Here is a 22,746-nt window from a genome sequence, read left to right on the forward strand (position 1 = left end):
GGTGGCCGCGTGCGCTTCCGGGCGCGGGCAGCCAGCGGCTCAGGTACCCGCCGTCCGCGCAGGCGCGGAGCCGAACGCGCTCGCCGCTGTCGGCGCAGGCGCCGAGCCGCACGCGCCCAGCGAATCGAGCCCGGCCGAGCGGCCCTCGCTGCTGTCGATCGTGCGCTGCGCGCTGGTCCTCCTCGGCGCCCTGCCCTGGAGCCTCCCCGTCGCGCGGAGCCGCGCGCCGCTCGGAGAGCTCGGCGCAGCGCTCGATCGTGTCTTCGCGCCGATGTGCCACCGGATGCCCGAGCGATCCCTCGCGCTCGACGGCGTCGTCATGCCGCTCTGCAGTCGCTGCGCTGGCATCTTCGCCGGGCTCGCGGCGGGCGCCGCGATCGCGCGCCCTCGCCTGGCGATGACGGCGTGGCGCCCGATCCTCATCGCCCTCGCCGCGCTGATGGCGGTCGACGTGGCGACCCAGGACCTCGGGCTGCGCCCCGTCTGGCATGCGAGCCGCCTCGCCACGGGCGTGGCCTTCGGTTATGCCGCGGCCGCGGCGTTCCTCGCGCAGATCGCACGCCGCCCGCTCTGAGCGCTACTTGCGGCCGCCCATGGCCCTGCACTCGTGGACGGGGCCCTTCGTGGCGTTGCGAACGCAATCGCTGTACGCGGCGATGCCGTCCTTCCACTTGCCCGTGTCCTGGAGCGCCGAGCCCAGGTAGAGATAGGGGAGCGCGTCGCTCGGATCGGCCGCGATGGCCGCGCGAGATGCCTCGATCGCGTCCTTGTACCTGCCGCGGTTGAGGAAGCTCAGCGCCTCCTTCTTCAGCTTGCCCGCGTCCTCAGCGCTGGCCGCCGGCGCCGCGGCCTTCTCCGCCTCAGCCTTCTCCGCCGCGGCCTTCTCTGCCGCGGCCTTCTCTGCCGCAGCCTTCTCTGCCGCAGCCTTCTCCGCCTCAGCCTTCTCTGCCGCGGCCTTCTCTGCCGCAGCCTTCTCTGCCTCGGCCTTCTCCGCGTCGGCCTCCGCCTTCACCGGATCGGGAACGGCGCCGGCCCCTTTTGCAGAGGACTCCGTCAGCGCCGATTCGGTTTGCGCAGGCGTCTTCGCCCGTGCCGGAGAGGGAGCGCCCGCCGCGGCCAGGAGCTTCGTCTCGACGAGCGCTGGCTTCGGAGCTGGCGCGGCCATCGCGACCGGCGCAGGTGAAGACGGCTTGCTCGAGAACACCGCCTTGGCGACGACCGCCACGGAGATCACCCCGGCGAGCCCCGCGACCGCCGCGACGATCCGACGAAGGCGCGCCCGCCGGGCGAGGGTCTCGGGCGACAGCTGATGAACCACGACGAGGCGCTCGTCAGCGTGATCGTCGGGGCCGCTGGCCACCTCGGCGAGCGGCGGGAACGACTCTTCCTCCTCGCGCCGAAAGAACGCCGCCGTGGGCGAGGAAGGGTCGATCAGATCGAGCGCATCCTCGTCGGACGCCAGCTCATCGGGCGGGGACGCAAGGGTACCCGGCTGGCTCAGGGCGCCGGCGTGTGGAGCCATGATCAATGGGTCGCGCTCCAGCGCCTTGTCAGGGTCCGCGTCGTCCGTGTCGCCTGGAACGGCGCGCTGCGCGGCGAGCGCCTCGGACGCCGGCGCGAGCACGGCGACCGGCGCAGCCACGGCGACCGGCGCAGCCGCAACGACCGGTGCAGCCGCGGCCACCGGTGCAGCCGCAACGACCGGTGCAGCCGCGGCCACCTCCGCGACGATCGGCGCGGCGGGCGCCTCGAGAGCCGGCGACACAGCGGGAGCGTCGTCCGCGGCGCTGGATGACAGCGCAGGAGCCGCGGAGCACTCAGCTACCTCGGCGACGACGTCCGAGCCGCTCGTGACCGGCCTCGCGGAGTCCCTGGTCGCGACGGCCGGCCCCTCAGGCGCCGCCGACACCCGCGGCTGGGAGGCCCGGGGACGGAGACTTCGGCCCCTGTTCGCGCGGGCCGATCCAAGAAGTCGCTTCGACATGTCCGAACCATCCTCCCGTGATTGTCACGCCCCCGATGGCGCAGGGGACCGGCGACTCGCCCTATTCATGATCCAGGCCGACCCCAACGGCGAGCGCTCGCCCGCGCATTTCCGTGCCTTCGCAGCACCATCGCCTGTGCCGGATCGTGCCGCGGTCACCCCAGCCACCCCTACCCGCGCTCGAACGAGCACACACGCGATCTCACCCCACCGCGTTCGACAGCCGCTCCGCAAAAATGCGCACCGAGCGCACCCGCTGCCCCCTGCGGCCGGTGCGCCCCGAAGGCACGGCGATCCACGCGATGGAGCCCCCCGGCGCCGCGCATGTCAGCCTCCACCGAGCTGCACAGGCCGCCCCGCGACCGGGGCAGCGCGGAGCAGGACGAGCGTGTCGAGCTTCTTCTTGGCGTCGGAAGCCATGACCGTGCCGGCCAGGTTGTGCGCCATCTCCCAGGGCACCTCGTCGTCCGCCGAGAAGAAGGCCACCGTCGCGCTGCACGCGGCGATGTCCTTCGTGAGCTGCTCGCCGGTGTTCGACAGATCCGGGCCGGCGAGCCCCTTGCGCTGCTTCTTGCCCATGCCGCCGCCGAACGGCCAGATCGCCGTCGCGAGGTCCTTCAGCACCATCGTGCTGACGGCGCAGGAGGGCGGCTTCGACGCGCGCCCCTCGGGGACCACCGTGATCTCCTTCGGGAGGTCGTCTCGCCCGTCGGTCTTGATGACGACCTTCGGCGCGCCGGCCGCGCCGAGCTCGGTCACGACGGCGGCGACGGCGCTCGGCTTCGCCCTCTTGTCGGCCAGCAGCGTCACGGGCTTGCCCTCGATCGGCAGCTCGCGGATCACCTTCGTCAGCTTCTCGGGCCCCTCCTTCTGCGCCAGATCCACGCGCTGGCCGCCGATGTAGGGGCCCATGGAGTCGACGAGCAGCTCGGGCATGCCCTTCGGCTTCGGCGGCGCGACGGGCGCCTCGACGCTCGGGGCTACCGTGGCGACCGCGCCAGGCTCGGCGGGCTTCGGCGCGCTCTCGCACGCCGCCGCGGCCAGGATCAGGCCCGCGGCGACCGCGAGGCGCGGCGAGGCGCTGACAAGGAGGCAGGAAGCTCTCATGGCGCGGCAGTGTAACCAACCGGCCTGGCTCCGCGCACCTCCGCTGTGCGAGAGTCCGCGCGATGGCTTCCCCGCTCGTCGAACGGCTCGCGCAGCTCGGCTCGTCCGCCCGAACCGCCGTCGAGGACGAGCGGGGGCAGACCACCTTCGCGGCGCTCCTGGAGCGAGCCCTCCGCGTCCGCGGCGCGCTGCTCGCCGGCGGCTCGCGGCGCGGCGCGGGTGAGGCCGAGAGCCCGGGCTCCCTCGAGGGCGAGCGCATCCTGCTCCTCATGTCGCCCGGCGCGGCGTGGGTCTCGGCCTTCCTCGGCGCCCTCCTCGCCGGGGGGATCGTGCTGCCGCTGTCGGCGCTCTATCCGCCGGCAGAGCTCGAGTGGCTCGCGAGCGACGCGGGCGTGCGGCGGATCATCACCGACGGCGAGCTCGCCGCCGTGGCCGCCCCGATCGCGCAGGGCCGCGCCGTGCTCCGCGTGGAGGATCTCGAGCGCGCCGCACCCGGGAGAGACGCGGCGATCTCCGACATCGCCGCGGACGATCCGGCGCTCCTGCTCTACACGAGCGGCACGACCGGCAAGCCGAAGGGGGCGCTGCTCACGCACCGCAACCTGGCCGTGCAGGCGGAGCTCCTGCGCGCGGCCTGGGGCTTCTCGGATCAGGACCTGTTGCTGCACGCGCTGCCGCTGCACCACCTCCACGGCGTCGTCATCGCGCTCATGACGTCGCTGCTCGCGGGCAGCGCGACAAGGATGCTGCCGCGCTTCGACGCCCAGCGCGTCGCCGCCGAGATCGCGCGCCGCTCGGTGACGTCGTTCATGGCGGTGCCGACCATGTACCAGCGGCTGTTCGAGCACGTCGACCGGGGCGGCGCGCCCGGCTTCGCCGCGGGGGCGAAGGCTCTGCGGCTCGCGACGAGCGGCTCCGCGGCGCTGCCGGTGACGCTCGCCGAGCGCTGGCGCGACCTCACCGGCACGATCCCGCTCGAGCGCTTCGGGATGACCGAGATCGGCGTCGGCATGAGCAATTCGCTCGATCCAGGCGCGCGGCGGGCAGGCTGGGTCGGCTTCCCGCTGCCGACCGTCGAGGCCCGCATCACGGACGACGCGGGCAACGCGTGGGCGCCGGGTGAACGACCGCCGGGGGAACGGCCGCCGGGCGACCCGCCAGCGCCGCGCGACGCCGCGGTCGCGCGAGGCGAGCTCTGGATCCGCGGGCCGAGCGTCTTCAAGGGATACCTCGGGCGCGAGGACGCCACCGCCGCGGCCTTCCAGGACGGCTGGTTCCGCACCGGCGACGTCGCCGAGCGCTCCAGCGACGGGTGCTTCCGGCTCCTCGGGCGGACCTCGGTCGATATCCTCAAGAGCGGCGGATACAAGCTGTCCGCCCTCGAGATCGAAGAGGCGCTGCGGGAGCACGGCGCGATCGCCGAGGTCGCGGTGATCGGCGTCCCTGACGAGGCGTGGGGGGAGCGCGTCGTCGCGGTCGTCGTCGCCGCGCCCGGGCGAGAGGCGGAGTGCGCCACCGGACCGCTCCGCGCCTGGGCGAAGGAGCGCCTCGCGCCCTACAAGGTCCCACGCGAGTCGATCGTCGTGCGGGCCCTGCCGCGCAACGCGATGGGCAAGGTCGTCAAACCAGAGCTGGTGAAGGCCATCGCAGCGGGCATTGCCGTGGAGGAGCGCGGCCCTCTCGCGCGGTAGACGCGCGAGACGCGCGGTCTTCGCTGAGACGCGCGGTCGTCGCTGCTTGACCGACGCGCTCGGCTCCGGCCTACTCGACGCCGATGCAGCCTGCCAGCCCCATGGTCCAAGCCCAAGCCGCGTACGGCGGCCTCGCGGTTCAACCGTTCTCGCACCCCACCTACACGATCAAGCGGCCTTTCTGGTCGCTGCTCGGCCGCAAGTTCCACGTCTATGCGCCCGACGGCTCTCTCGTCTGCTTCGTCAAGCACCCGCTGCTCAAGCTGCGTGAGGAGTTCACCCTCTTCGCGGACGAGTCGGAGTCGCAGCCGCTGCTCACGATCCGCTCGCGGCAGGTCATCGCCCTCAACCGGTGCCTCGACGTCCTCGACGCGCGCACCGGCGAGCGCGTCGGCACCATCCGCTCGCGCGGGCTCAAATCGATCGTCCGCGACACCTGGGACATCCTCGACCCCGCGGATCAGCCGGTCGGGCTGATGCAGGAGGACGGCGCCGCGCTGCTCCGCCGCATGTTCCCGCTCCTCATCGGGAAGTGGCACATCGAGCTCCATCAGCAGGAGGTCGCGAAGGTGAAGCAGGTGTTCCGGTGGTTCGTGAAGGAGTTCACGCTCGACCTGTCGATGAACCAGGGGCGAATCGACGCCCGGTTCGCCATCGCCTGCTCCCTGCTCGCCCTCATGGCCGAGACAGCGCGCGAGTCCCGCTAGGCCCCACCCGAGACCCGCCGCGGCCTCGCGAGAGGCCCGCGGACGCCGCGGCCGGCGCGGCCTTCGGTCGCGCGCTCGGCGGTCGCGCGCTCGCTCGCCGAAACTTGGCCCATTTCCGCGAGCTCTGCGAGGGTCCCGCGCGATGCGCCTCGATCCTGTCTCCCGCCTCGACTCCGCCTCCGAGGAGGGCCGACCGACGTCCCCCCCTGCGCCCCCGTGCGGCACGGCCCGCTTCGCCCCGAGCGGGCAGGGCGCCGACTCCGAGCGCGAGCTCAGGTCGCAGCGCTTCCTCTGGGCGAGCGCCCCGGCGGCGCCCGACGGGCAGCTCCGCGCGACGATCGAGGAGGCCGTCGAGCTCGCGCTGGCCCTGCGCGGCGCGCTGCCGCCGCGGGTCCAGGAAGGCGCGCCGGTCGAGGTGGTGATCGCTGACCAGATCTTCCGGGCCAGGGCGCTCGGCGCCGCGGGCCTCGCCGTCGCCCTTCCGCGCCTCGCGGGCGGGCGCTCAGCCTCGCCGCGCGCGCTCCACCCGGACGACAGCGCGACGCTCCTCGCCTGGCTCGGCGCGGCGCGCGAGGCGCCCGTCGCCCTCGTCTTCGACGCGGATGACAGGTCCGCGCAGGTGCTCGCGCCGGTGCCCCTCGCGGATCTCGTCGAGAGGAGCACGCGCGACGGGTACGGCGGCGTCTCCTCCATGTCCCCGCGCGGGCAGGCGCGGAGCCTCGCGGCGCGCGGGGAGGAGCGCCCCGTCGGGCCGGCGCAGCCGAGCGCCGGAGCGAGAGCCCCGGTCGAGGCGCTCCCGGCGAGGCCGACAGCCGTGGACGAGGCGCACGAGGCCGGACCGACAGCCCCGGACGAGGCGCACGAGGCCAAGCCGACGGTCCCCGAAGCGCACGGAGCGCCGGCGTCGCCCGCCTCCGCCGAAGGGCGGACGGACGGGCGGCTGCGCGGCGTGCTGCCCCCCCGCTCCTCGAGGATCCGCCGCGCGGACGCGCCGGCGGCCGTCGCCGGGAGAAGCGCCGTCCCGGCGCGGGCGCCGGGCGCGAGCACGCCGCCGGCCACGGACGAGACGGCCGCGATGGCGCCCGCCAGCGGCGCGCCGGGCGCGCCGGCCGCCGAGCCGGGGGCGCCGTACGAGGAGCGCGGCGCAGCGATGACGCTCAGGCCGCCGCGAGGGACGCACGAGGCCGCGCCGAGCGCGCCGAACACGCCAAACATCGACGGAGCCCAGGCGGACGCCGACGCGCTCCCGCAGGCGCGGCGGGAGCGGAAGGCGCCGCGCGACCGGATCCTCAGCGCGGCGGAGTGGCGCGCGCTCGCCGTCGAGCTCGACAACGCCCGCGGCCCGAAGCCGGTCCGGGTCATCGAGCAGCTGTTCGCGACCCACTACACGCCGCTGCTCGGCGCGACGCTCGCCGGCGAGACGGACGCTGCCGTGCGCGGCGTGGTCGACAGCTGGAGGACCAGCTTCGAGCACAGCTACCGGGAGGCGTTCTCGGCGCTGCGCGTGACCGGCAAGCGGCCGCCCATGGTGTTCGACGCCCCGGACATCGCCGCCCGCATCGCCCGGCTCAACGGGGCGCGCGGGGTGAAGCTCCTGCTCGTGGACGCGATGCGCTTCGATCTCGGCGAGCGGGTCGCCGCGCACCTGAAGGAGATCCTGGTGGATCGGGCCATCCTGGTCGAGCGATCGCTCCTCTGGGCGGCGCTGCCGCCGACGACGACGGCGCAGATCTCGCTGCTCGCCCGAGGGCCGGACGGCCTCCGCGAGACGATGCCCCCGAGCGAGGCGGAGCCCGCCATCGCCCGCGGGCGCGCGGTCGCGACGCTGCGGCGCGAGCGGGTCGGGTCGCGCGAGCTGATGAAGCTCGACCTCGTGGAGGCGCGCCTGCGCGCCGCCGGGCCGCCGTTCGCCGAGCGGATCGAGGCCATCGCGGAGGAGGTCGCCGACGTGATCGCGCGGTTCATGGCCAGCCTGCCGCCGCGGACGCTGCTGCTCGTGTTCGGCGACCACGGGTTCCGCATGACGCCGATGGCAGACGGCAGCGCGACCGGCCCGGCGTCGCAGGGCGGAGGCTCGCCCGAAGAGGTGCTCGTCCCGGCGCAGGCGTGGCTCGTCGGCGGCGTACACTGAGCGGCCCTGGACTCGACAGGGGCGCGCTGGCGTTCCTGGACGGCGTTTCGCGGTTCCTGGACGGCGCGCCCTGGTTCCTGGACGGCGATTCCCAGTTCCTGGACGGCGCGCCCTGGTTCCTGGACGCCGTTTCCCGGTTCCTGGACACCACCGGCCCTTCCTGGAGGGCACGGCCGTGTCATGGCGCCCAGAAGGGCTACGCGGAGGGCGCTGCTCCGGCCGAGAGAAACGCGGTGAGCGCCGGGAGGACGAGCGCCGGATCCTCCAGGTGGGGCGCGTGCCCGAGCGGCACCATGTGCAGCGTGGCGCGCGGGATCGCCGCGGCCGCGGCGATGCCGATCGGCGCCGGGAACACGTCGTCGCGCTCGCCCCAGAGCACCAGCGTCTCCACGTCGATCTCGCCGAGCCGCGGGAAGCGATGGGGAACGGCGCCGAGGGCGGGGAACAGCGCGTTGAACGCGGCGACGGGCGCGACCCGGCCGTCGGGCACGGCGTAAAACTCGCCGTGCAAGGCGGCCAGACGCTCGCCGAGCGGGGTCGGCCGCGGCGGACGGAGGCGGCGGAAGAGCGCGGGGCCGAGCACCCGCACCAGGCGCTCCGGCGGGGCGCGGAAATAGGCGCGGCTCCACGCGGTCATGACGGGACCGACCCCCATCGCGCCGATGAGCACGAGCTTCCGCGGGCGCGCGCGCTTGCGGAGCGCGATCTCCGCCGCGACCAGCGCGCCCAGGGAGTGGCCGACGAGGGCGGCGCCGCCGAGATCCAGCTCTAGGAGGAGCTCCTCCACGGGATCGGCGAAGAAGCGGAGGCCTTCCTCGAACCCCCCGCCCTCGAAGGGCGGAGACGACGCGTGACCGAAGCCGGGAAGATCCACCGCGACGACGCGGTGGCGCCGCGCGAGCTCGGGGAGCAGCGGGAACCACGTCGTCGCGGCGTTCCCGCGGCCGTGCAGGAGGACCACCGGCGAGCCGCCGCCGCCCTCCAGGTAGCGGAGCGTCGAGCTCAGCGCGGCGCGGCGGTGCACGGCGAACGGCGGCGCGCCCGCGGTGAGCTCCGCAAGGATCGCGCTCTCGACCGGGCCCAGGCGGGAGACGACGGCGTGGACGTTCGTCACAGGCGCATGCCGTAGCGCGATCGAAACGGCGCGGGAATGCCGCAGCCCAGAAGCAGCCTAGAACCAGAAGAACGAGCGGGAGAGGGCCGCCGCCGCGCCCCCTCCTTCAGTCCCTGCCGTGCCCGGGGCCGAGGATGAGCTGCATCTTGGACACGGGCTCGAAGCCCTCCACGTGCGGCGGGTGGTGACACTGCGTGACGCAGCTCTGGGGCGGAGGCGAGAGCACGATGAGCCCCTTCTTCTCGGGATCCTTCGCGTGAAGCGAGCCGGGGCCGTGACACTCCTCGCACTGCACGTTCTGCAGCGAGGCGTTGTGCGTCACCGTGGAGCCGCCCGGCTTGCCGTACCCGGTCACGTGACAGCTCACGCAGTCCAGGTTGAACTCCTTGAAATCCTGCTGCAGCGTGGCGTAGGCCCGCGCGTGCGCGGTGCCGTCGAAGAACTTGCGCTCCTCGTCGTGGCAGTTCGTGCAGGCGTCGATGCCGATGTAGCTGGCCTCGCCCTTCGCCGGCTTCTCGGGGACGCGATCCGCGAAGGCCTGCTTGTTGTGGTCGTTGACCCGCTTGTAATAGGCGAGGAGCTGCCCGGCGACGTCCTTGTCGGCCCCGAGCTTCTCGCGCACCTCGACCGAGCTGTAGCGGAAGAAGCTGCCGGTCACCTTCGTCTCCGCCGCCTCGAGCTGCGCCTTCTCGGCCCGGAGCTTCTCGAGATCCGCCTTCCGCGCCTCGACGTCCTTCGCCGCCACCCGCTTGTCGCCCTCCCAGCCGTTGAGGCGGATCTCGAGCTCCCGGATGCGCTCCGACAGGCTGATGAGCTCCCCGGCCTTCGCGACGCCGCCCGCGTCGGCGAACACGAGCGGGCCGCTGCCGCCGCCTCGAACGAAGAGATCCACGACCGCCACCGACTGGAGGTGGTTCGGCGTCTCCACGACCAGCGTCGACCCGATGATCTCCGGCGGCTTCGGGCCGTCGTTGCCGTCGCCGCGCTCGCTCGGCTTGCCGAGCACCAGCACGTGCAGCTCCGGCACGTTGTCCGCGAGCCGCAGCGCCTCGCCCCTGGGCAGCGCCGCGAGCCCCACGAAGACGCTCGCGCCCTGCTTCTTCGCCTCCTCGACGCCCGCCTTCATCGCGTCGATCGCCGGGCCGGCCTTGACGCCCTCGGGGTAGGCGCCGGCGCGGCCCTTCGGGTCGCTCACGCCGATGAGGCCCACCTTCACGCCGGAGACGTCGCGCACGACGACGCCCTGGACGCCCTGCGCGCCCTCGAGGTTCTTGCCGAGCAGCGCCGCCCCGGACTGCGCCTGGTACTTGCCGAGCGCCTCCGCGCCGAGCGCCCAGTCGTTCTCGCCAGGCGCCCACGCCGTCAGCCCGATCTCCTTCGCCGCCAGCGCCATCGCCTCGGCCTTCCACGCGTCCTGCGAGGAGCGCTCCGGCTTCACCTCGGGGTCCGTGAAGAGCATCGGCCCCGCGCCGACCACGAGCCGATCCGGGGCCTCGCCGCGCTGGGCCTCGATCAAGGCGGCGAGGTGGTCGATGCCTCCCAGCTGATCCTTCGTGCAGCCGCACGGCTCCAGCGCGCCAGCGACGGTGCTGAGCACGTAGAGCCGCACCGTCGGCTTGTTCGCGTTCACGTTCGCGTCCACGTCCGCGTCCGCGCTCACGGCGGCCGTCGCAGGGAGCTTGCACCCCTGACAGGCCGAAGCGAAGGCCGCCGCGGAGATCGCGACGAAGGGGATCAAGAGCGCGTATCCGCGACGCACTCCGCGAAGAAGCGAGCGCTTCATGCTCGCGCTATAGCACAGGGGCCCGGGCGCACCGCCGGGGGCGCGCCGAGAGGGCGGGGGCGCGATCAGAAGCCCGACGGAGCGAAGGGCAGGACCGTCTTCAGGTCCGCGTCGTTGAACCGGAGCTGCAGGCCGATGAAGTAATCCCGGCGATCGGCGTTCAGGATGTCGTCCATCCCGCCGAGCAGCCACAGCTTCCGGATGAACTCGTACGCGAGCGCGACGCGCCAGCGCGGCGACAGCTCCTCGCCGAAGCCGAACAGGTCCTGGCGGAGCTCGAACCGATCGTCGAGCAGATGGAGATCGAGGCCGAGGCCGCCCGTCGACTCCTTGATGCCGAACCGGCCCGTGAAGGGGCCGAGCCGCTTCGCGAACTGGAACGAGAACCGGAAGGCGTTCGTCGTGATCGTGCGGACCTCGCGGTAGTGCGCGGGCTCGTTCGGGTTGGTCGTGTCGACGTCGATCTGCTGGAAGTCCGTCTTGCCGCGCGGGTCGTTCACCAGCTCGACGACGTAGTACTTGTCCTCCGTCGGCTGGAGCCTGAGCTCGACGTAGCTCTTGATGGTGTTCGCCAGGAAGTTGTAGTCGGTCCGCAGCCCGACCACCGTCTGGAACCGGCTGAGCCCGCCGACGAGCTCGCCGACGTTCTCGACGACCGTCTCGACCTCGTTGATCAGCGTCTCGTCCCGGGTGATGCGGCCGAGCGTCCCCTCCCCGCGGTCGACGCGCGCGGCGACGCTGTCGACGTGCTTCAGCGCCGACTCGAGGCTCTCGGTCGCGCGGCCCACGCGCTCCGCGGCGCTCCGGAGCTCCCCGGGCTGCCCGTTCCGGCCGGGCACCTCGGCCGCGGCCGTCATCGTGCGGATGTCGCGGGTCACCTGCTCGACGTTGCGCAGGATCTCCTTCAGGCGCGGGCCCGAGTCGCCCGTGATCTGGTTGATGTTGTTGATGGTCTCCGTGACGCCCGCGCGGTTCTCGCGCACGGTCGCGTTCATCTGCTCGGTGACCTCGGCGAGGTTGTCGAGGATCTGCGCGAGCCGCTCCTGCCCGCCCTCGGACCCGACGGTGTTCCTCAGCGTCTCGGTGACGGTCTTGACGTCCTTCAGGATCTCGGAGACCTGCCCCTGCATCGACTGGATCGTCGGCTCGTCGATGTAATAGAGGACCCTCCCCTCGTCGGGGATGCGCGGCTTGCCCTCGGTGCCGGGCGAGAGCACGACGAACGACTCGCCGATGAGGCTCGTCGCGCGCTTGCCGATGGCCGCGTCCTCGTAGAGCGGGACGTCGGGGCTCATCTTGATGTCGATGCGCGCCTGCCCGTTGTAGAGCGAGATCTTGTCGACGACGCCGACCTGGATGCCCGAGATCATCACCCGCGACTGCGGCGACACGCCGATCGCGTCGGGCAGCGTGGCCCAGACGCGGTAGCCGTTCCCGCCGCCGATGTCGCGCGAGACGAAGCGGTACCCGCCGTAGGCCGCGCCCGCGAGCACGATCGTCATCACGCCGACCTTCGCGGCCTTGGAGACCTCAGCCATGCTGCGCGACGGCCACGGTAGCACGAGCCGCCCGCGGGACCGCGCGGCTTTCGCGGCGACGCAGGTGAACGAGCGCCGGGGCGGGAAAGCTGCTAGCCGAGTCGAATGCGGTCATGGTGGGCCAGCGGGGTGTTCGGCGCGGCGCTCGCCTCCGCGGGCGCGGCGGCAGCGGAGCCGCCGGCGCTCACGTGGGAGGCGACGACGCGCTCGCCACAGCCCCCCAAGGCGATCTCGCCGGAGATCGCCGCGCTCGCGGCGCACTGCGGCAGCGCGGACACGGCGCTCGCCGCGGTCGCCCAGCGCAACGTCGAGCGGCAGCTCCAGGGCGGGGAGATCATGCCGCCCGACGAGCTGGCGTTCACGCTGCGCGCCGCCGGCGCGCCGCACGCCTGGCCGAGGGGATGGTCGATCTCCGGCCGAGGGCTCGGGCCGGCGGAGATCGGGGCGCGGATCGACGGGTGGCTCTCGGGGTGGACCTCCCTCGGGGTGCGGCGATGTGGGGTGGCCCAGGCGAGGAAGCCGGACGGGACGGTGATCGTGTCCGCGATCGGAGTGGACGCGCTCGCGGATCTGTCGCCGCTGCCGACGACCGCGCGGGTAGGGCAATGGGTGACCCTCGAAGGGACGATGCGGGTCCCGGCGACCGCGGCGAAGGTGGTGCTGCTGGGACCGCGGGGCGCGCCCAAGACGGTGCTGAGCTCCCTGTCGGGCGCGCGGCTCCGCTCGAGCTTCGCGGTCGACCAGCCGGGGAGCTGGCTCGTGCAGGTGCTGGCCACGGTGTCAACCGGGCCAAGGCCCGTGCTGGAGGCGATGATCTTCGCGGGGAGCGCTCCGCCGGGCCGGTTCGTCCGCGCGGCGGCGCCGGGCGAGGAGGCCGCGAAGGGGGCGCAGGGCGGCGAGGACGCGATGCTGCGGATGATGAACGCCGCGCGGGCGTCGGAGCGCCTGCCCGCGCTCGCGCGCGACGCGGCGCTCGCCGCGCTGGCGCGGGCGCACTCCGAGGAGATGATCAAGGCGAAGATGGTGGGCCACGACGTGGGCTCGGGCGATCCGGCGGCGCGCCTCAGGGCGGCCGGGTACGAGGCGACGATCGCGGGGGAGAACGTGGCCAGCTCGGGCACGACCGAGGGAGCGCACCGCGCGATCTGGGCGAGCCCGTCGCACCGGGGCAACCTGCTCGACCGGCGCTACCGGAGGACCGGCGTGGCGGTCGTGCGCGACCCGACCGGCCGGGTCTGGGTGACACAGCTGTTCGCAGGGTGACCGCGGACGCCGCGGCGCTGCGCTGACGTACGCTGTTCCCGTACCCCGAGGGCGGACGCGCCTTGCGGCGAGCGGGCGGGCGCCCGCGGCGCGCCAGCCGCGCGCCAGCGGCTTCGCCGGGCGTGTTCCATGCCTCGCCGGGCGGCCGCCGTGCCGCGCGTGTATCCTTGCGAGCGATGGCTGCACGCCCGCTTTACGTCGGCATCGACCTCGGCACCACGAACTCGACCGCGGCCGCCTTCGACGGCGAGAAGGTCACCCTCGTCCGGAACTCCCAGGGCGCGACGCTCACCCCGAGCGTGGTGCGGATCGACGCGCGCGGGACGATCACGGTCGGCGCGCGCGCGCGCCGGTTCCTCGAGAGCGATCCGCAGAACACCCGCGCGGAGTTCAAGCGGCTGATGGGGACGGCCCAGCCGATCGAGTTCGCGGCGGCGAAGGTCGCGAAGAAGCCCGAGGAGCTCGCCGCCGAGGTGCTGCGCTCCCTGCGCGCCGACGTCGCGGAGCACCTCGGGGTCCTGCCGGCCTCGGCGGTGATCTCCGTGCCCGCGCTCTTCGAGCTTCCCCAGAGCGCGGCGACGTCGGAGGCGGCGCGGCTCGCGGGGTTCGAGCGCGTCGAGCTGATCCAGGAGCCGGTGGCCTCGGCGCTGGCCGCCGGCTGGACGGTCGAGGAGTCGACGGGCAGCTGGCTCGTCTACGACCTCGGCGGCGGGACGTTCGACGTCTCCCTGCTCGAGACGCGCGACGGGCTGCTGCGCGTCGTCGGGCACGACGGCGACAACTTCCTCGGCGGGCGCGATTTCGACTGGGCGATCGTCGACTGGGCGCTCGCCGAGATCGCGCGCACCCAGGGCGTCACCGTGAGCCGCGCCGACCCGCGGCACGCCGCCGCGCTCCGCAAGCTCAAGCTCGCGGTCGAGGAGATCAAGATCGAGCTCACCCGCGCCGACGAGGCGGCGCTCGCGGTGCCCGCGGCGTTCGAGGTGGACGGCGCGCCGGTCGACGTCGACTTGGTCCTGCAGCGGTCCACGCTCGACGCGCTCTGCGCGCCGATCATCGACCGCTCGGTCGAGGTCTGCCGGCGGCTGCTCGCGGCGCACGGGCTCGACGCGTCGCAGCTCGGGCGCGTCGTGCTCGTGGGCGGGCCGACGGTGATGCCGGCGCTGCGCGAGCGCGTCCGGGACGCGCTCGGCGCGCCCTTCGGCGAGGGGCTCGATCCGATGACGCTCGTCGCGCAGGGGGCCGCGATCTACGCGGCGACGGCGGGGCTCGACGCGCGGGCCTCCTCCTCGGGCGCGCGGCCCAAGGAGGAGGGTCGCCGGCTGTGGCTCCAGTACCCGGCCATGTCGAGCGATCTCACGCCCCACGTGGTCGGCCGCGTCATGGAGGGGCCGGGGGCCGCGCCCGAGCGGATCCGGCTCGCGCGCGAGGGCGACGGGTGGACGAGCGCCGAGGCGCCGCTCGACGCCGAGGGGGCGTTCGTGGTGACCGTCGACCTGCTGCCGCGCCGGCCGAACGTGTTCAACATCGAGGCGAGCGCGGCCGGCGGCGCGCGGGTGCCGGTGCACCCGCAGGCGATCACGATCGTCCAGGGGCTCACGATCGGCGATCCGCCGCTGTCGCGCACGATCGGGGTCGCGCTCGCGGACAACTCGGTGCGCGTCTACTTCGAGCGGGGCGCGCCGCTGCCGGCCCGGCGGACGTTCGTGCACCATAGCGTGGAGAGCGTCCCGAAGGGCTCCAGCGCGTGCGTGCTGAAGATCCCCGTCGTGCAGGGCGAGCTCGACGTCGCGCACCTCTGCCGCGTGGTCGGGACGCTCGAGATCGACGGGAGCGGGCTCACCGCGACCCTGCCCGCGGGCTCGGCGATCGAGCTGACGCTCGAGCTCGATCGGGGCGGGCACCTCTCGGCGCGCGCGCTGATCCCGTCGCAGGGGCTCGTGTTCGAGCGCGTCGCGCACCTCCTCGTCCCCGAGGCGGCGCCGGAGGTGCTCGACGCCTCGATCGCCGCCATGCGCGAGCGGCTCGCCGCGGTGCGCGAGGCCGCCCTGCGCAGGGACGCGCCGCACGCGCTCGGCAAGGTCACCTACGTGGAGTGCGCGCTCGCCGAGGTGGAGCGCGACGCCGCCGCGGCGCGCGGCGGCGACGCCGACGCCGGGCAGAAGGCGCGGCGCGCGCTGCTCGATCTCGACGTCCTGCTCGAGCAGGCCGAGGCCGACAAGCGCTGGCCGGAGCTCGACGCCGAGGCCCAGGCCGCCGTCGCGAGCGCGTCGACGTGGATCTCGCAGCTCGGATCGAGCACCGAGAAGGCGCTCCTCGAGGAGGCCGCGCAGGGCGTTGCGCGGGCGCGCGCCGAGAAGAACCAGGTCGAGCTGCAGCGGCAGCTCCGGCTGGTCCGCAACCTGAGCAGCGCGGCGTTCCAGCGCCACCCGAAGGCGTGGGTGTGGATGTTCGAGGACGCCGCCTCCGAGGCGCACCAGGCCTCGGATCTGGTCCGCGCGCAGCGGCTCGTGCGCGACGGGCGCGGCGCGGCGGAGCGCGGCGACACGGCGGCGCTCAGGACGATCACCGAGGAGCTCTGGCGCCTCTTGCCGGTCGACGCGCAGAAGCGCAGGCTCGGCCACGAGTCGGGGGTGCGGTGATGGACGACGCGCTCGGCCGCATCCGCGACAACCCGTTCTACGTGCTCGGGCTGCGCCCGAGCGCGAGCCGCGCGGAGATCGAGCGCGAGGGGCAGAAGCTGCTCGGGATGCTCGAGCTCAAGCTGGCGAGCGCCGCGGCGTACCCGACGCCGGTCGGCCCCGGCGCGCGGACGGCCGACAAGGTGCGGCAGGCGATGGCGGCGCTGCGGGACCCGGAGCGCCGCCTGGCGCACGAGGTCTGGGCGCGGCTCGACCCGAGGCCGCCGCCGAAGGACGATCTCGACGACGACCTCGGCGAGCTGCCGCCGCCGGAGCCGCCCGGGGAGGATCCGCGCGCGCCGTGGCCCGAGGCGCTGTCCGCGCTCGGCTGGAGGGCACCATGAGCTGGGGCGGCCTCCTGGTGCTCGCCATCCTCGTGCGGGTGATCAGCGAGGCGGCCGCGCGGAGGGCCTCGCCCGGGGCGGCGCCGCGCCCCCAGATGCTCGGCGTGGGCCTCTGGAACGTCGTCGTGCTGTTCGTCTTCGCGCCGATCGCGATCCTCCTCGCGCTCGCGCTCGCCGGGGGTCAGCTCTGGTGCGCGGTGCCGCTCGCGCCGCTCGCGCTGCTCATGGCGCCCTGGTCCTTCGCTCGCCACGCGCTCATCCCGCTCGGGCTGCCGCGCGCCGCGTACTTCGTCGCGTCGCTGTCGGACGGGGCCTTTCGCGCCGACCGGCGCGGCGGCGCGGCGCTCGCGGCCGCGTGGGCGCTCTGCCGCGCGCGGAAGCCGGACGCCGCGGTGGAGGCCTGGGTCAGCGAGCGGATCGAGCGCACCGGCGCGGGGCCCGCGGCCTCCTCGGCGAGCGCCGCTCCGCTGCGCGGCGCGGGGATCGCCGCGGGCGCGATGCTCGCGGCGCACCGCGGCGACGTGGAGGGCGCGCGGGCGCTCTTCGACAGCGTCGCCGGCCTGGACGAGCGCGCCTGCCCCGACGAGGCCCGCCGCATCGCCGCGGGCTGGCTCGCAGCCGAGGCGGCCTCCCGCGGCGACTGGGGGGCCGTGAGCGGATACGCGTGTGTGAGCGGCGGCCGGGCGCTGTCGCTGCTCGGCGCCGTCGCGGCGCGGCTGCTCGGCGAGGCGCCCGCGCCGGGGGCGCTCGGGCTCTGGCTGCGATGGCTCATCGCGCCCCGCCGCCGCGCCACGCTCCCGCTCGTGCGCCGGGCCCTGGCAGCGGGCGCGGGCGCGCCGCGCCCGGAGCCGGAGGCGCCCGAGCCCTGCGCCGCGAAGGTCGCCGAGGGCGATCTGTGGAGCCGGGCGGTGCTGCTCCACGCCGCGCTGCTGCTCCGGCCCCGGGGCCAGGTCTCGGGCGACGACCTGAGGCGGCTCGGCGGCGCGTGGGACGCGGCGCTCGACGACGAGCGCGCGCAGGCCGAGCTCCGCGAGCGGGCGGCGTCGCTCGGCGCCTCGGGGGCGCAGGCGGCGCTCGGCCCGCTGGCGCGCGCGGTCGAGGAGGACCTCGCGGCGACGCTGCGCGCGGCGCGCGTGCCGCGCGCGGCGTGGGACGACCTCGGCGCGACCATCGGCCGCACGCGCCGGCGCCTCCGCGACGAGCTCCTGTCCGAGGTGGAGATCGCGTGCGACGCCCTGCGCCGCCGCGTCGACGAGCGGCGCGAGCTCCCGGCGCTCTCGGAGTGGCGCGAGTGGACGTCGCTGCGCGCTCAGTACGAGGCCGCGGCGGTGCTCGTCGGCGTGGAGTTCCGCCGCCTCGCGTTCCCCAAGCTGCACGCCGACGTGTGCCACGCGGCCGTCTGGCTGTTCAACACGCGCAAGGAGCGGGTGATCGCGAACGCGATGTTCCGGTGGCTCCTCGCCGAGGCCGAGGCGCTCGGCGACTCGCGCCTCACGGCGCTCCAGCGCGGCAACGTCGAGTGCGGGGTCTGACGCGGGCGAAGGGCCTGTCCCGGCAGGGCCCTACGCGCCGCTCAGGCCGCCCGCGGGCCCGTCCCCGCCCGGCGCCCCGCCGCCCGGCCGCCTGAGCGTCACCAGGAGCTCTTCCTGGAGCGGCTCCGGCTGGATCGTGCAGTGGGTGAGCGCGTGCTTCTCGCGCAGCCGCCGGGCCACCGCGGCGGCCACGTTCGTGCCGTGGTGCCCCTTGGCGAGGACCACGTGCACGGTGAGCACGTTGAAGCCGTCGGAGATCGACCAGACGTGCAGATCGTGGAAGTCGACGACGCCGGGCACGCTCCGGATGGTGTCCTCGACGTGGGCGAGATCGATCTCGATCGGGCTGCCCTCCATGAGCACGCGGGACGTGTCCCGCACGAGCCTCCAGCCGCCCCAGAGCACGAGGGCGCCGATGGCCGCGCTGATCACCGGATCGGCCCGCGTCCAGCCGAAGGCGAGGATGAGCACGCCCGCAGCGATGGCGCCGACCGAGCCGAGCGCGTCCGACAGCACGTGCGCCAGCGCGGCCCGCGTGTTGATGTTGTGCCCGTGCTCGCCGGTCGAGAGCAGCAGCGCCGCGACCACGTTCACGAGCAGCCCCAGCGCCGCGGTGATCGCCAGCGCCTCGGCGTGCACCGCCTGGGGCGCGCGCCAGCGGTGGGCCGCCTCGATGAAGATCCAGATCGCCGTCAGCGCCAGCGCGACGCCGTTGGCGAAGGCCGCGAGCACCTCCGCGCGCCGGAAGCCGTACGTCCGCTCGCGCGTCCGCGCCTGCGCCGCGATGCGCTGGGCGATGATGGCGATGCCGAGCGCCGCGGCGTCCGCGAGCATGTGGCCCGCGTCGGCCAGCAGGGCGAGGCTCTTCGACCACCACCCGACCGCCGCCTCGACGACCAGGAACGACGCCGTGAGGGCGAACGCCGCGATCAGCCGGCGGAGCGGCGCGTGCCGGAGATCGTGGCTGTGGTCGTGGTGCTGCGGGTCGCCGTGGTCGTGATCGTGGTCGTGACCCGGGGCATGGTGATGCCCGTGATCGTGCCCCTCGCCGCGCCGAGCGCCGCGCCCGGTCTGGTGCTCGTCCGAGGCGCTCCCGTGATCGTCGCGCACCCCCATCGCCGCGCCGGAGCGGCTCACACCCGCTCGAGGATGGTCGCCACGCCCATCCCTCCGCCGATGCACAGCGTGATCAGCGCGGTCGCCTTGCCGGCGCGCTCGAGCTCGTCGAGCGCCGTCCCGATCAGGCAGGCCCCGGTCGCGCCGAGCGGGTGCCCGAGCGCGATCGCGCCGCCGTTCACGTTGACGCGGTCGAGGTCGATGTCGAGCTTGCGCGCCGTCTGCAGCGGCACCGCCGCGAACGCCTCGTTGATCTCCCAGAGATCGACGTCGCGCGCCTGCATGCCCGCCTTCTTGAGGGCTCGCTCCGACGCGGGCGCAGGGGCCGTCAGCATGATCACCGGCTCGGCGCCGGCCGTCGCCGTGGCGCGGATCCTCGCCCGCGGGGCGAGCCCGTGCGCCTTCACGTAGTCGCCGGACGCGAGCAGCACGACGGCCGCCCCGTCCACGATGCCGCTCGAGTTGCCCGCCGTGTGGACGTGCCGGATCGACGCAACATGCGGATAGCGCGCCAGCGCCAGCGCATCCACGGTCTCGCCGGCGGGGCCCATCGGCGTCGACCCGAGGCTCCCGAACGCCGGCTCGAGCTTCGCGAGGGCCTCCATCGTCGCCCCGGCCCGCGGGTGCTCGTCCCTGTCGAGCAGCGGCTTGCCGTCGAGATCGACGACCGTGAAGAGGCTCTTCGCGAAGCGCCCCTCGCCCGCGGCCCGCTCGGCCTTGCGCTGGCTCTCCAGCGCGAAGCGGTCGACGTCCTCGCGCGAGAAGCCCTCGATCGTGGCGATGAGGTCCGCCGAGATGCCCTGCGGGACCATCGCGAGCTTCTTGCGGAGGGCGAGGTTGTTCCCGTCGAGGGGCGCGCCGTCCGAGCCCATCGGCACGCGCGACATGCTCTCGACGCCGCCGCCGACGGCGACCTCCTGCTGGCCGGACATGACCCCCATCGCCGCGAAGTTCACCGCCTGCGCGCCCGAGCCGCAGAAGCGGTTGACGGTCACGCCGGTCACGGCGTCCGGCCAGCCGGCCGCGAGGATGGCGGTGCGCGCGATGCACGCGCCCTGCTCGCCCGCCTGGGTCACGCACCCGACGACCACATCCTCGACGTCCTGCTTGCGGATCCCGGTCTTCTCGGCGAGGCGATTGAGCGTTTGCGCGAGGAGCTCTTGAGGGTGCACGCCCGAGAGCGCTCCCTTGCCCGCCTTGCCGCGCCCGCGCGGCGTGCGAACGGCATCCACGATGAAGACGTCTCGCATGACAGGCCTCCGAGCCCGATGTCCGGCCCGTGCTTAGCACAGCGCCCGCTCCCGGGGCAGCCTGGTCGCGTCGGGTCTCGGTGGACCTGAGCCGGCGCGGATCGGCTATGCTCGCCGCCGATGACGGACCGGTCGCAGCGCATGGTGTGGGTCGATCTCGAGATGACGGGGCTCGACGAGAGCTCGTGTGCGATCGTGGAAATCGCGACCATCGTCACGGAGCCCGACCTGACCGTGGTCGCCGAGGGGCCGTGCCTCGTCATCCATCAGCCGGAGAGCGTCCTCGCGGGAATGAGCGACTTCGTCCGCGATCTCCACGAGCGCTCGGGGCTCCTCGAGCGCATCCGCGCGTCCACGCTCTCGGTCGGCGACGCGGAGTCCGAGACGCGCGCGTTCCTCGAGGCGCACTGTGACAAGGGGACGGCCGTGCTGTGCGGCAACTCCGTGTGGAAGGACCGCGCCTTCCTGCAGCGCTACATGCCGGAGCTCCTCTCCTTCCTGCACTACCGCATCGTGGATGTCTCGACGCTCAAGGAGCTCGTGCGCCGCTGGTATCCGCTGCGCGCCGCGCCCAAGAAGCGCGAGATCCACCGCGCGCTCGACGACATCCGCGAGTCGATCGAGGAGCTCAGGTGGTACCGGGCAAACGTGTTCCAGCCGCTCCCGGGGAACGAGCTCCGCTGAGCGATCGCGGTGAGCCGAGGGGAGCCTGAGGGCCGACCGCGTCCTCGGGCTTGCGGTTCAGCATCCTCGCTCGCCGGGATCCCCAACCTCGGCATCCCCAACCTCGGTCGGTTCACCCGTCGGTCGGCGCCCCGCCCTCAACCTCGGTCGGCGCCCCGCCCTCAACCTCGGTCGGTTCACCCGCCCTCAACCTCGGTCGGTTCACCCGCCCGGCAACTCACCCCGCCCCGCCCTCAACCTCGGTCGGTTCACCCCGCCCGGCACCTCGCCCCCGCCCGCCCTCTCCAAATCCGGCCGGAATGGCGGCTCTGCTGGCAATCGAAGAAAAATTGTCCCCGAAGCGAGAAAATACGATCGATCGAGGCAATGCTTTGAGTAGGCTAGCCATGCGTCCAGGCCTCCGGCACGAGGTCTGCGGCGTAGACACCCCGGCGGCCCCAATCCGCCGGGGTGTCGTTTGCTACCGGACCTGTGGGATTGCCTCAGAACAGCTGGTCGCCGTACCACGGTTGCCCGGGGCTACCCTTGGCTTCCACGGCGGGAGTCGCGACCAGCGGGGCGGGCTCAGCACGGCGCGTCACCCCGGACTTCGTCGCCGGTGCCTCCACGGCAGAAGCCGCCGCCTCGGAGGCGCCGGGATCGCACTGCACCGGGGAAGCTGTCGGCTCATTGTGATGTGAGTCACTCACGTGAGCCGGCGGACCGGCGGGTGGGGGCGGCATCCCATGTCGGGCGATGTACGAGCTCAACGGCACCGCGACGGCGGCGCTCGTCAGCGCGACGAGCAGCAGCGCTCCGCCGGCCAGAAGGACGTTGCTGCGAGAGCGCGGCGCGGCGATCTCGACGACGGGGTGCCGCATGGCCTCCGGAGGGAGGGTCCCGGTGGGCAGCGTGTTGCGGGACGCCGGAGCGGGCACGCTCCGCTCCGTATCCGGCGCCGACTCCTGCAGCGACGGGGCGGCCGCAGCTTGCGGGCGCGGCCCCCTCGGCGGCGGAGCGCCCCCCGCGAGCGGCGCCGCGCCCACGAGCAGCGGCCGCACGGCGGCCATGAGCTCGTGGACCGTCTGGAACCGCGCGTCAGGATCCTTCGCGAGCGCCCGGGTCAGCGCCTCGTTCACCTGGGCCGACACCCCCTCGAGCGGCGGCGGCACCTCGTCGAGCGCGCACACATCCAGATCGTCGCGGCCGTCGAACGGGCGCTGCCCCCCGAGGAGGCAATACAGCAGCATCCCGAGCCCGTAGACGTCGGTTCGTTCATCGATCGCGCGAGCATGCGGATCGTTGAAGAGCTCCGGCGCCCGGTACCGCGCCGCATCCGCCATGGCGTCCTCGGGCGCCCCGAACGGCAGGTGCAGCCCGAACGCCCTCAGGACAGCGGCGCCCTGACCGGTGATCACCACCGTGTGCGGGCCGAGATCCCCGTGCGAGAGCCCCAGCGCGTGCGCGGCGCCCAGCGTCCGCGCGACGTCGACGACGAGCTCGTACGCGACGGAGCGAAGCCGGGGCAGCAGATCTTCCACCGAGGGATCGTCGCTCTGCCGGGCAGCGATCCACCCCGCATCTCCCTCCATCCCGCCCGCGATCACAGGCACGATGCCGTGCACCCGCGCAGACAGCGAGAGGAGCCTCTCCAGCGCGCCGCGGAACGCATCGGCGTCGATGCCCATGCCCTCCTGGACATAGAGCGTCACCTCGCGGCCATCGGCGTCGAGCGCGCGATACGCCTCCGCCGGAGCGGGAGAGTCGAGGCTCGCGACGATGGTGTACCCCGCGAACTCCTGCCCGAGGATCACCATGGCCCCTCCGCCTCGATCCGCGCGA

At 74.0% G+C, this 22,746-nt stretch carries 17 protein-coding genes; 9 read left to right on the forward strand and 8 right to left on the reverse strand.

The features are described 5' to 3' along the window. The first annotated feature begins 1 nt into the window (after position 1). A complete protein-coding gene (locus WME82_RS41095; protein WP_438039768.1) occupies positions 2-574 on the forward strand; it encodes a DUF2085 domain-containing protein in 573 nt (190 codons plus the stop codon). A 3-nt stretch (positions 575-577) separates the two neighbouring features. Here WME82_RS41095 and WME82_RS41100 read toward each other — a convergent pair whose 3' ends face one another. Then, the gene (locus WME82_RS41100; RefSeq protein ID WP_438039769.1) at positions 578-1,765 is read right to left on the reverse strand and encodes a hypothetical protein; all 1,188 of its coding nucleotides are present in this window, start codon (positions 1,763-1,765) and stop codon (positions 578-580) included. Between the two features lie 546 nt (positions 1,766-2,311). Continuing rightward, positions 2,312-3,091 carry an ExbD/TolR family protein gene (locus WME82_RS41105; RefSeq protein WP_438039770.1) on the reverse strand — a complete coding sequence of 260 codons (780 nt, stop codon included), beginning with the start codon at positions 3,089-3,091 and terminating at the stop codon, positions 2,312-2,314. Between the two features lie 62 nt (positions 3,092-3,153). On the opposite strand from WME82_RS41105, the gene WME82_RS41110 reads away from it, so the two are divergent. The 3 genes from WME82_RS41110 to WME82_RS41120 all read left to right on the forward strand — a co-directional run bounded on the left by WME82_RS41110 (position 3,154) and on the right by WME82_RS41120 (position 7,620). After that, positions 3,154-4,782, forward strand: a complete 1,629-nt coding sequence (locus WME82_RS41110; protein WP_438039771.1) for an AMP-binding protein — start codon at positions 3,154-3,156, stop codon at positions 4,780-4,782. Positions 4,783-4,883: 101 nt separating this feature from the next. Further along, positions 4,884-5,489, forward strand: a complete 606-nt coding sequence (locus tag WME82_RS41115; RefSeq protein WP_437295507.1) for a hypothetical protein — start codon at positions 4,884-4,886, stop codon at positions 5,487-5,489. Positions 5,490-5,631: 142 nt separating this feature from the next. Next, positions 5,632-7,620 carry a hypothetical protein gene (locus WME82_RS41120; RefSeq protein WP_438039772.1) on the forward strand — a complete coding sequence of 663 codons (1,989 nt, stop codon included), beginning with the start codon at positions 5,632-5,634 and terminating at the stop codon, positions 7,618-7,620. Between the two features lie 196 nt (positions 7,621-7,816). On the opposite strand, the gene WME82_RS41125 is transcribed toward WME82_RS41120, so the two are convergent. The 3 genes from WME82_RS41125 to WME82_RS41135 form a co-directional block, all read right to left on the reverse strand. Then, on the reverse strand, positions 7,817-8,734 hold the full coding sequence (locus WME82_RS41125; protein ID WP_438039773.1) for an alpha/beta fold hydrolase: 918 nt from the start codon (positions 8,732-8,734) through the stop codon (positions 7,817-7,819). Between the two features lie 106 nt (positions 8,735-8,840). Next, positions 8,841-10,472, reverse strand: a complete 1,632-nt coding sequence (locus WME82_RS41130; protein WP_438039774.1) for a multiheme c-type cytochrome — start codon at positions 10,470-10,472, stop codon at positions 8,841-8,843. Between the two features lie 110 nt (positions 10,473-10,582). Next, positions 10,583-12,055: an MlaD family protein gene (locus tag WME82_RS41135; protein WP_437742004.1), complete on the reverse strand. Its 1,473-nt coding sequence runs from the start codon at positions 12,053-12,055 to the stop codon at positions 10,583-10,585. 105 nt (positions 12,056-12,160) lie between these two features. Here WME82_RS41135 and WME82_RS41140 point away from each other — a divergent pair, with 105 nt between their 5' ends. The 4 genes from WME82_RS41140 to WME82_RS41155 all read left to right on the forward strand — a co-directional run bounded on the left by WME82_RS41140 (position 12,161) and on the right by WME82_RS41155 (position 17,875). After that, positions 12,161-13,318 (forward strand): CAP domain-containing protein, encoded by a 1,158-nt coding sequence (locus WME82_RS41140; protein ID WP_438039775.1) that lies wholly within the window; start codon positions 12,161-12,163, stop codon positions 13,316-13,318. Positions 13,319-13,494: 176 nt separating this feature from the next. Beyond that, positions 13,495-15,960 carry an Hsp70 family protein gene (locus WME82_RS41145; RefSeq protein ID WP_438039776.1) on the forward strand — a complete coding sequence of 822 codons (2,466 nt, stop codon included), beginning with the start codon at positions 13,495-13,497 and terminating at the stop codon, positions 15,958-15,960. Continuing rightward, positions 15,960-16,343, forward strand: a complete 384-nt coding sequence (locus tag WME82_RS41150; RefSeq protein ID WP_438039777.1) for a hypothetical protein — start codon at positions 15,960-15,962, stop codon at positions 16,341-16,343. Before WME82_RS41145 ends, WME82_RS41150 begins: the two co-directional genes overlap by 1 nt. Then, a complete protein-coding gene (locus WME82_RS41155) occupies positions 16,340-17,875 on the forward strand; it encodes a hypothetical protein (RefSeq protein WP_438039778.1) in 1,536 nt (511 codons plus the stop codon). Before WME82_RS41150 ends, WME82_RS41155 begins: the two co-directional genes overlap by 4 nt. Positions 17,876-17,905: 30 nt before the next feature. Here WME82_RS41155 and WME82_RS41160 read toward each other — a convergent pair whose 3' ends face one another. Both WME82_RS41160 and WME82_RS41165 read right to left on the reverse strand, forming a co-directional pair. Beyond that, positions 17,906-19,012 (reverse strand): cation diffusion facilitator family transporter, encoded by a 1,107-nt coding sequence (locus WME82_RS41160; protein ID WP_438039779.1) that lies wholly within the window; start codon positions 19,010-19,012, stop codon positions 17,906-17,908. Beyond that, a complete protein-coding gene (locus tag WME82_RS41165) occupies positions 19,009-20,241 on the reverse strand; it encodes an acetyl-CoA C-acetyltransferase (RefSeq protein WP_438039780.1) in 1,233 nt (410 codons plus the stop codon). The genes WME82_RS41160 and WME82_RS41165 overlap by 4 nt, the downstream gene beginning before the upstream one ends. 120 nt (positions 20,242-20,361) lie before the next feature. Between WME82_RS41165 and orn the strand changes: the two genes are divergently transcribed. After that, complete coding sequence (orn, locus tag WME82_RS41170) at positions 20,362-20,925, forward strand: oligoribonuclease (protein ID WP_012240261.1); 564 nt, start codon at positions 20,362-20,364, stop codon at positions 20,923-20,925. Positions 20,926-21,407: 482 nt separating this feature from the next. On the opposite strand, the gene WME82_RS41175 is transcribed toward orn, so the two are convergent. Beyond that, entirely contained in the window at positions 21,408-22,721 is a 1,314-nt protein-coding gene (locus tag WME82_RS41175) for a serine/threonine protein kinase (protein WP_438039781.1), read from the reverse strand. Positions 22,722-22,746: the final 25 nt, after the last annotated feature.

Source organism: Sorangium sp. So ce128 (assembly GCF_051525245.1).
Lineage (GTDB): Bacteria > Myxococcota_A > Polyangia > Polyangiales > Polyangiaceae > Sorangium > Sorangium cellulosum_B.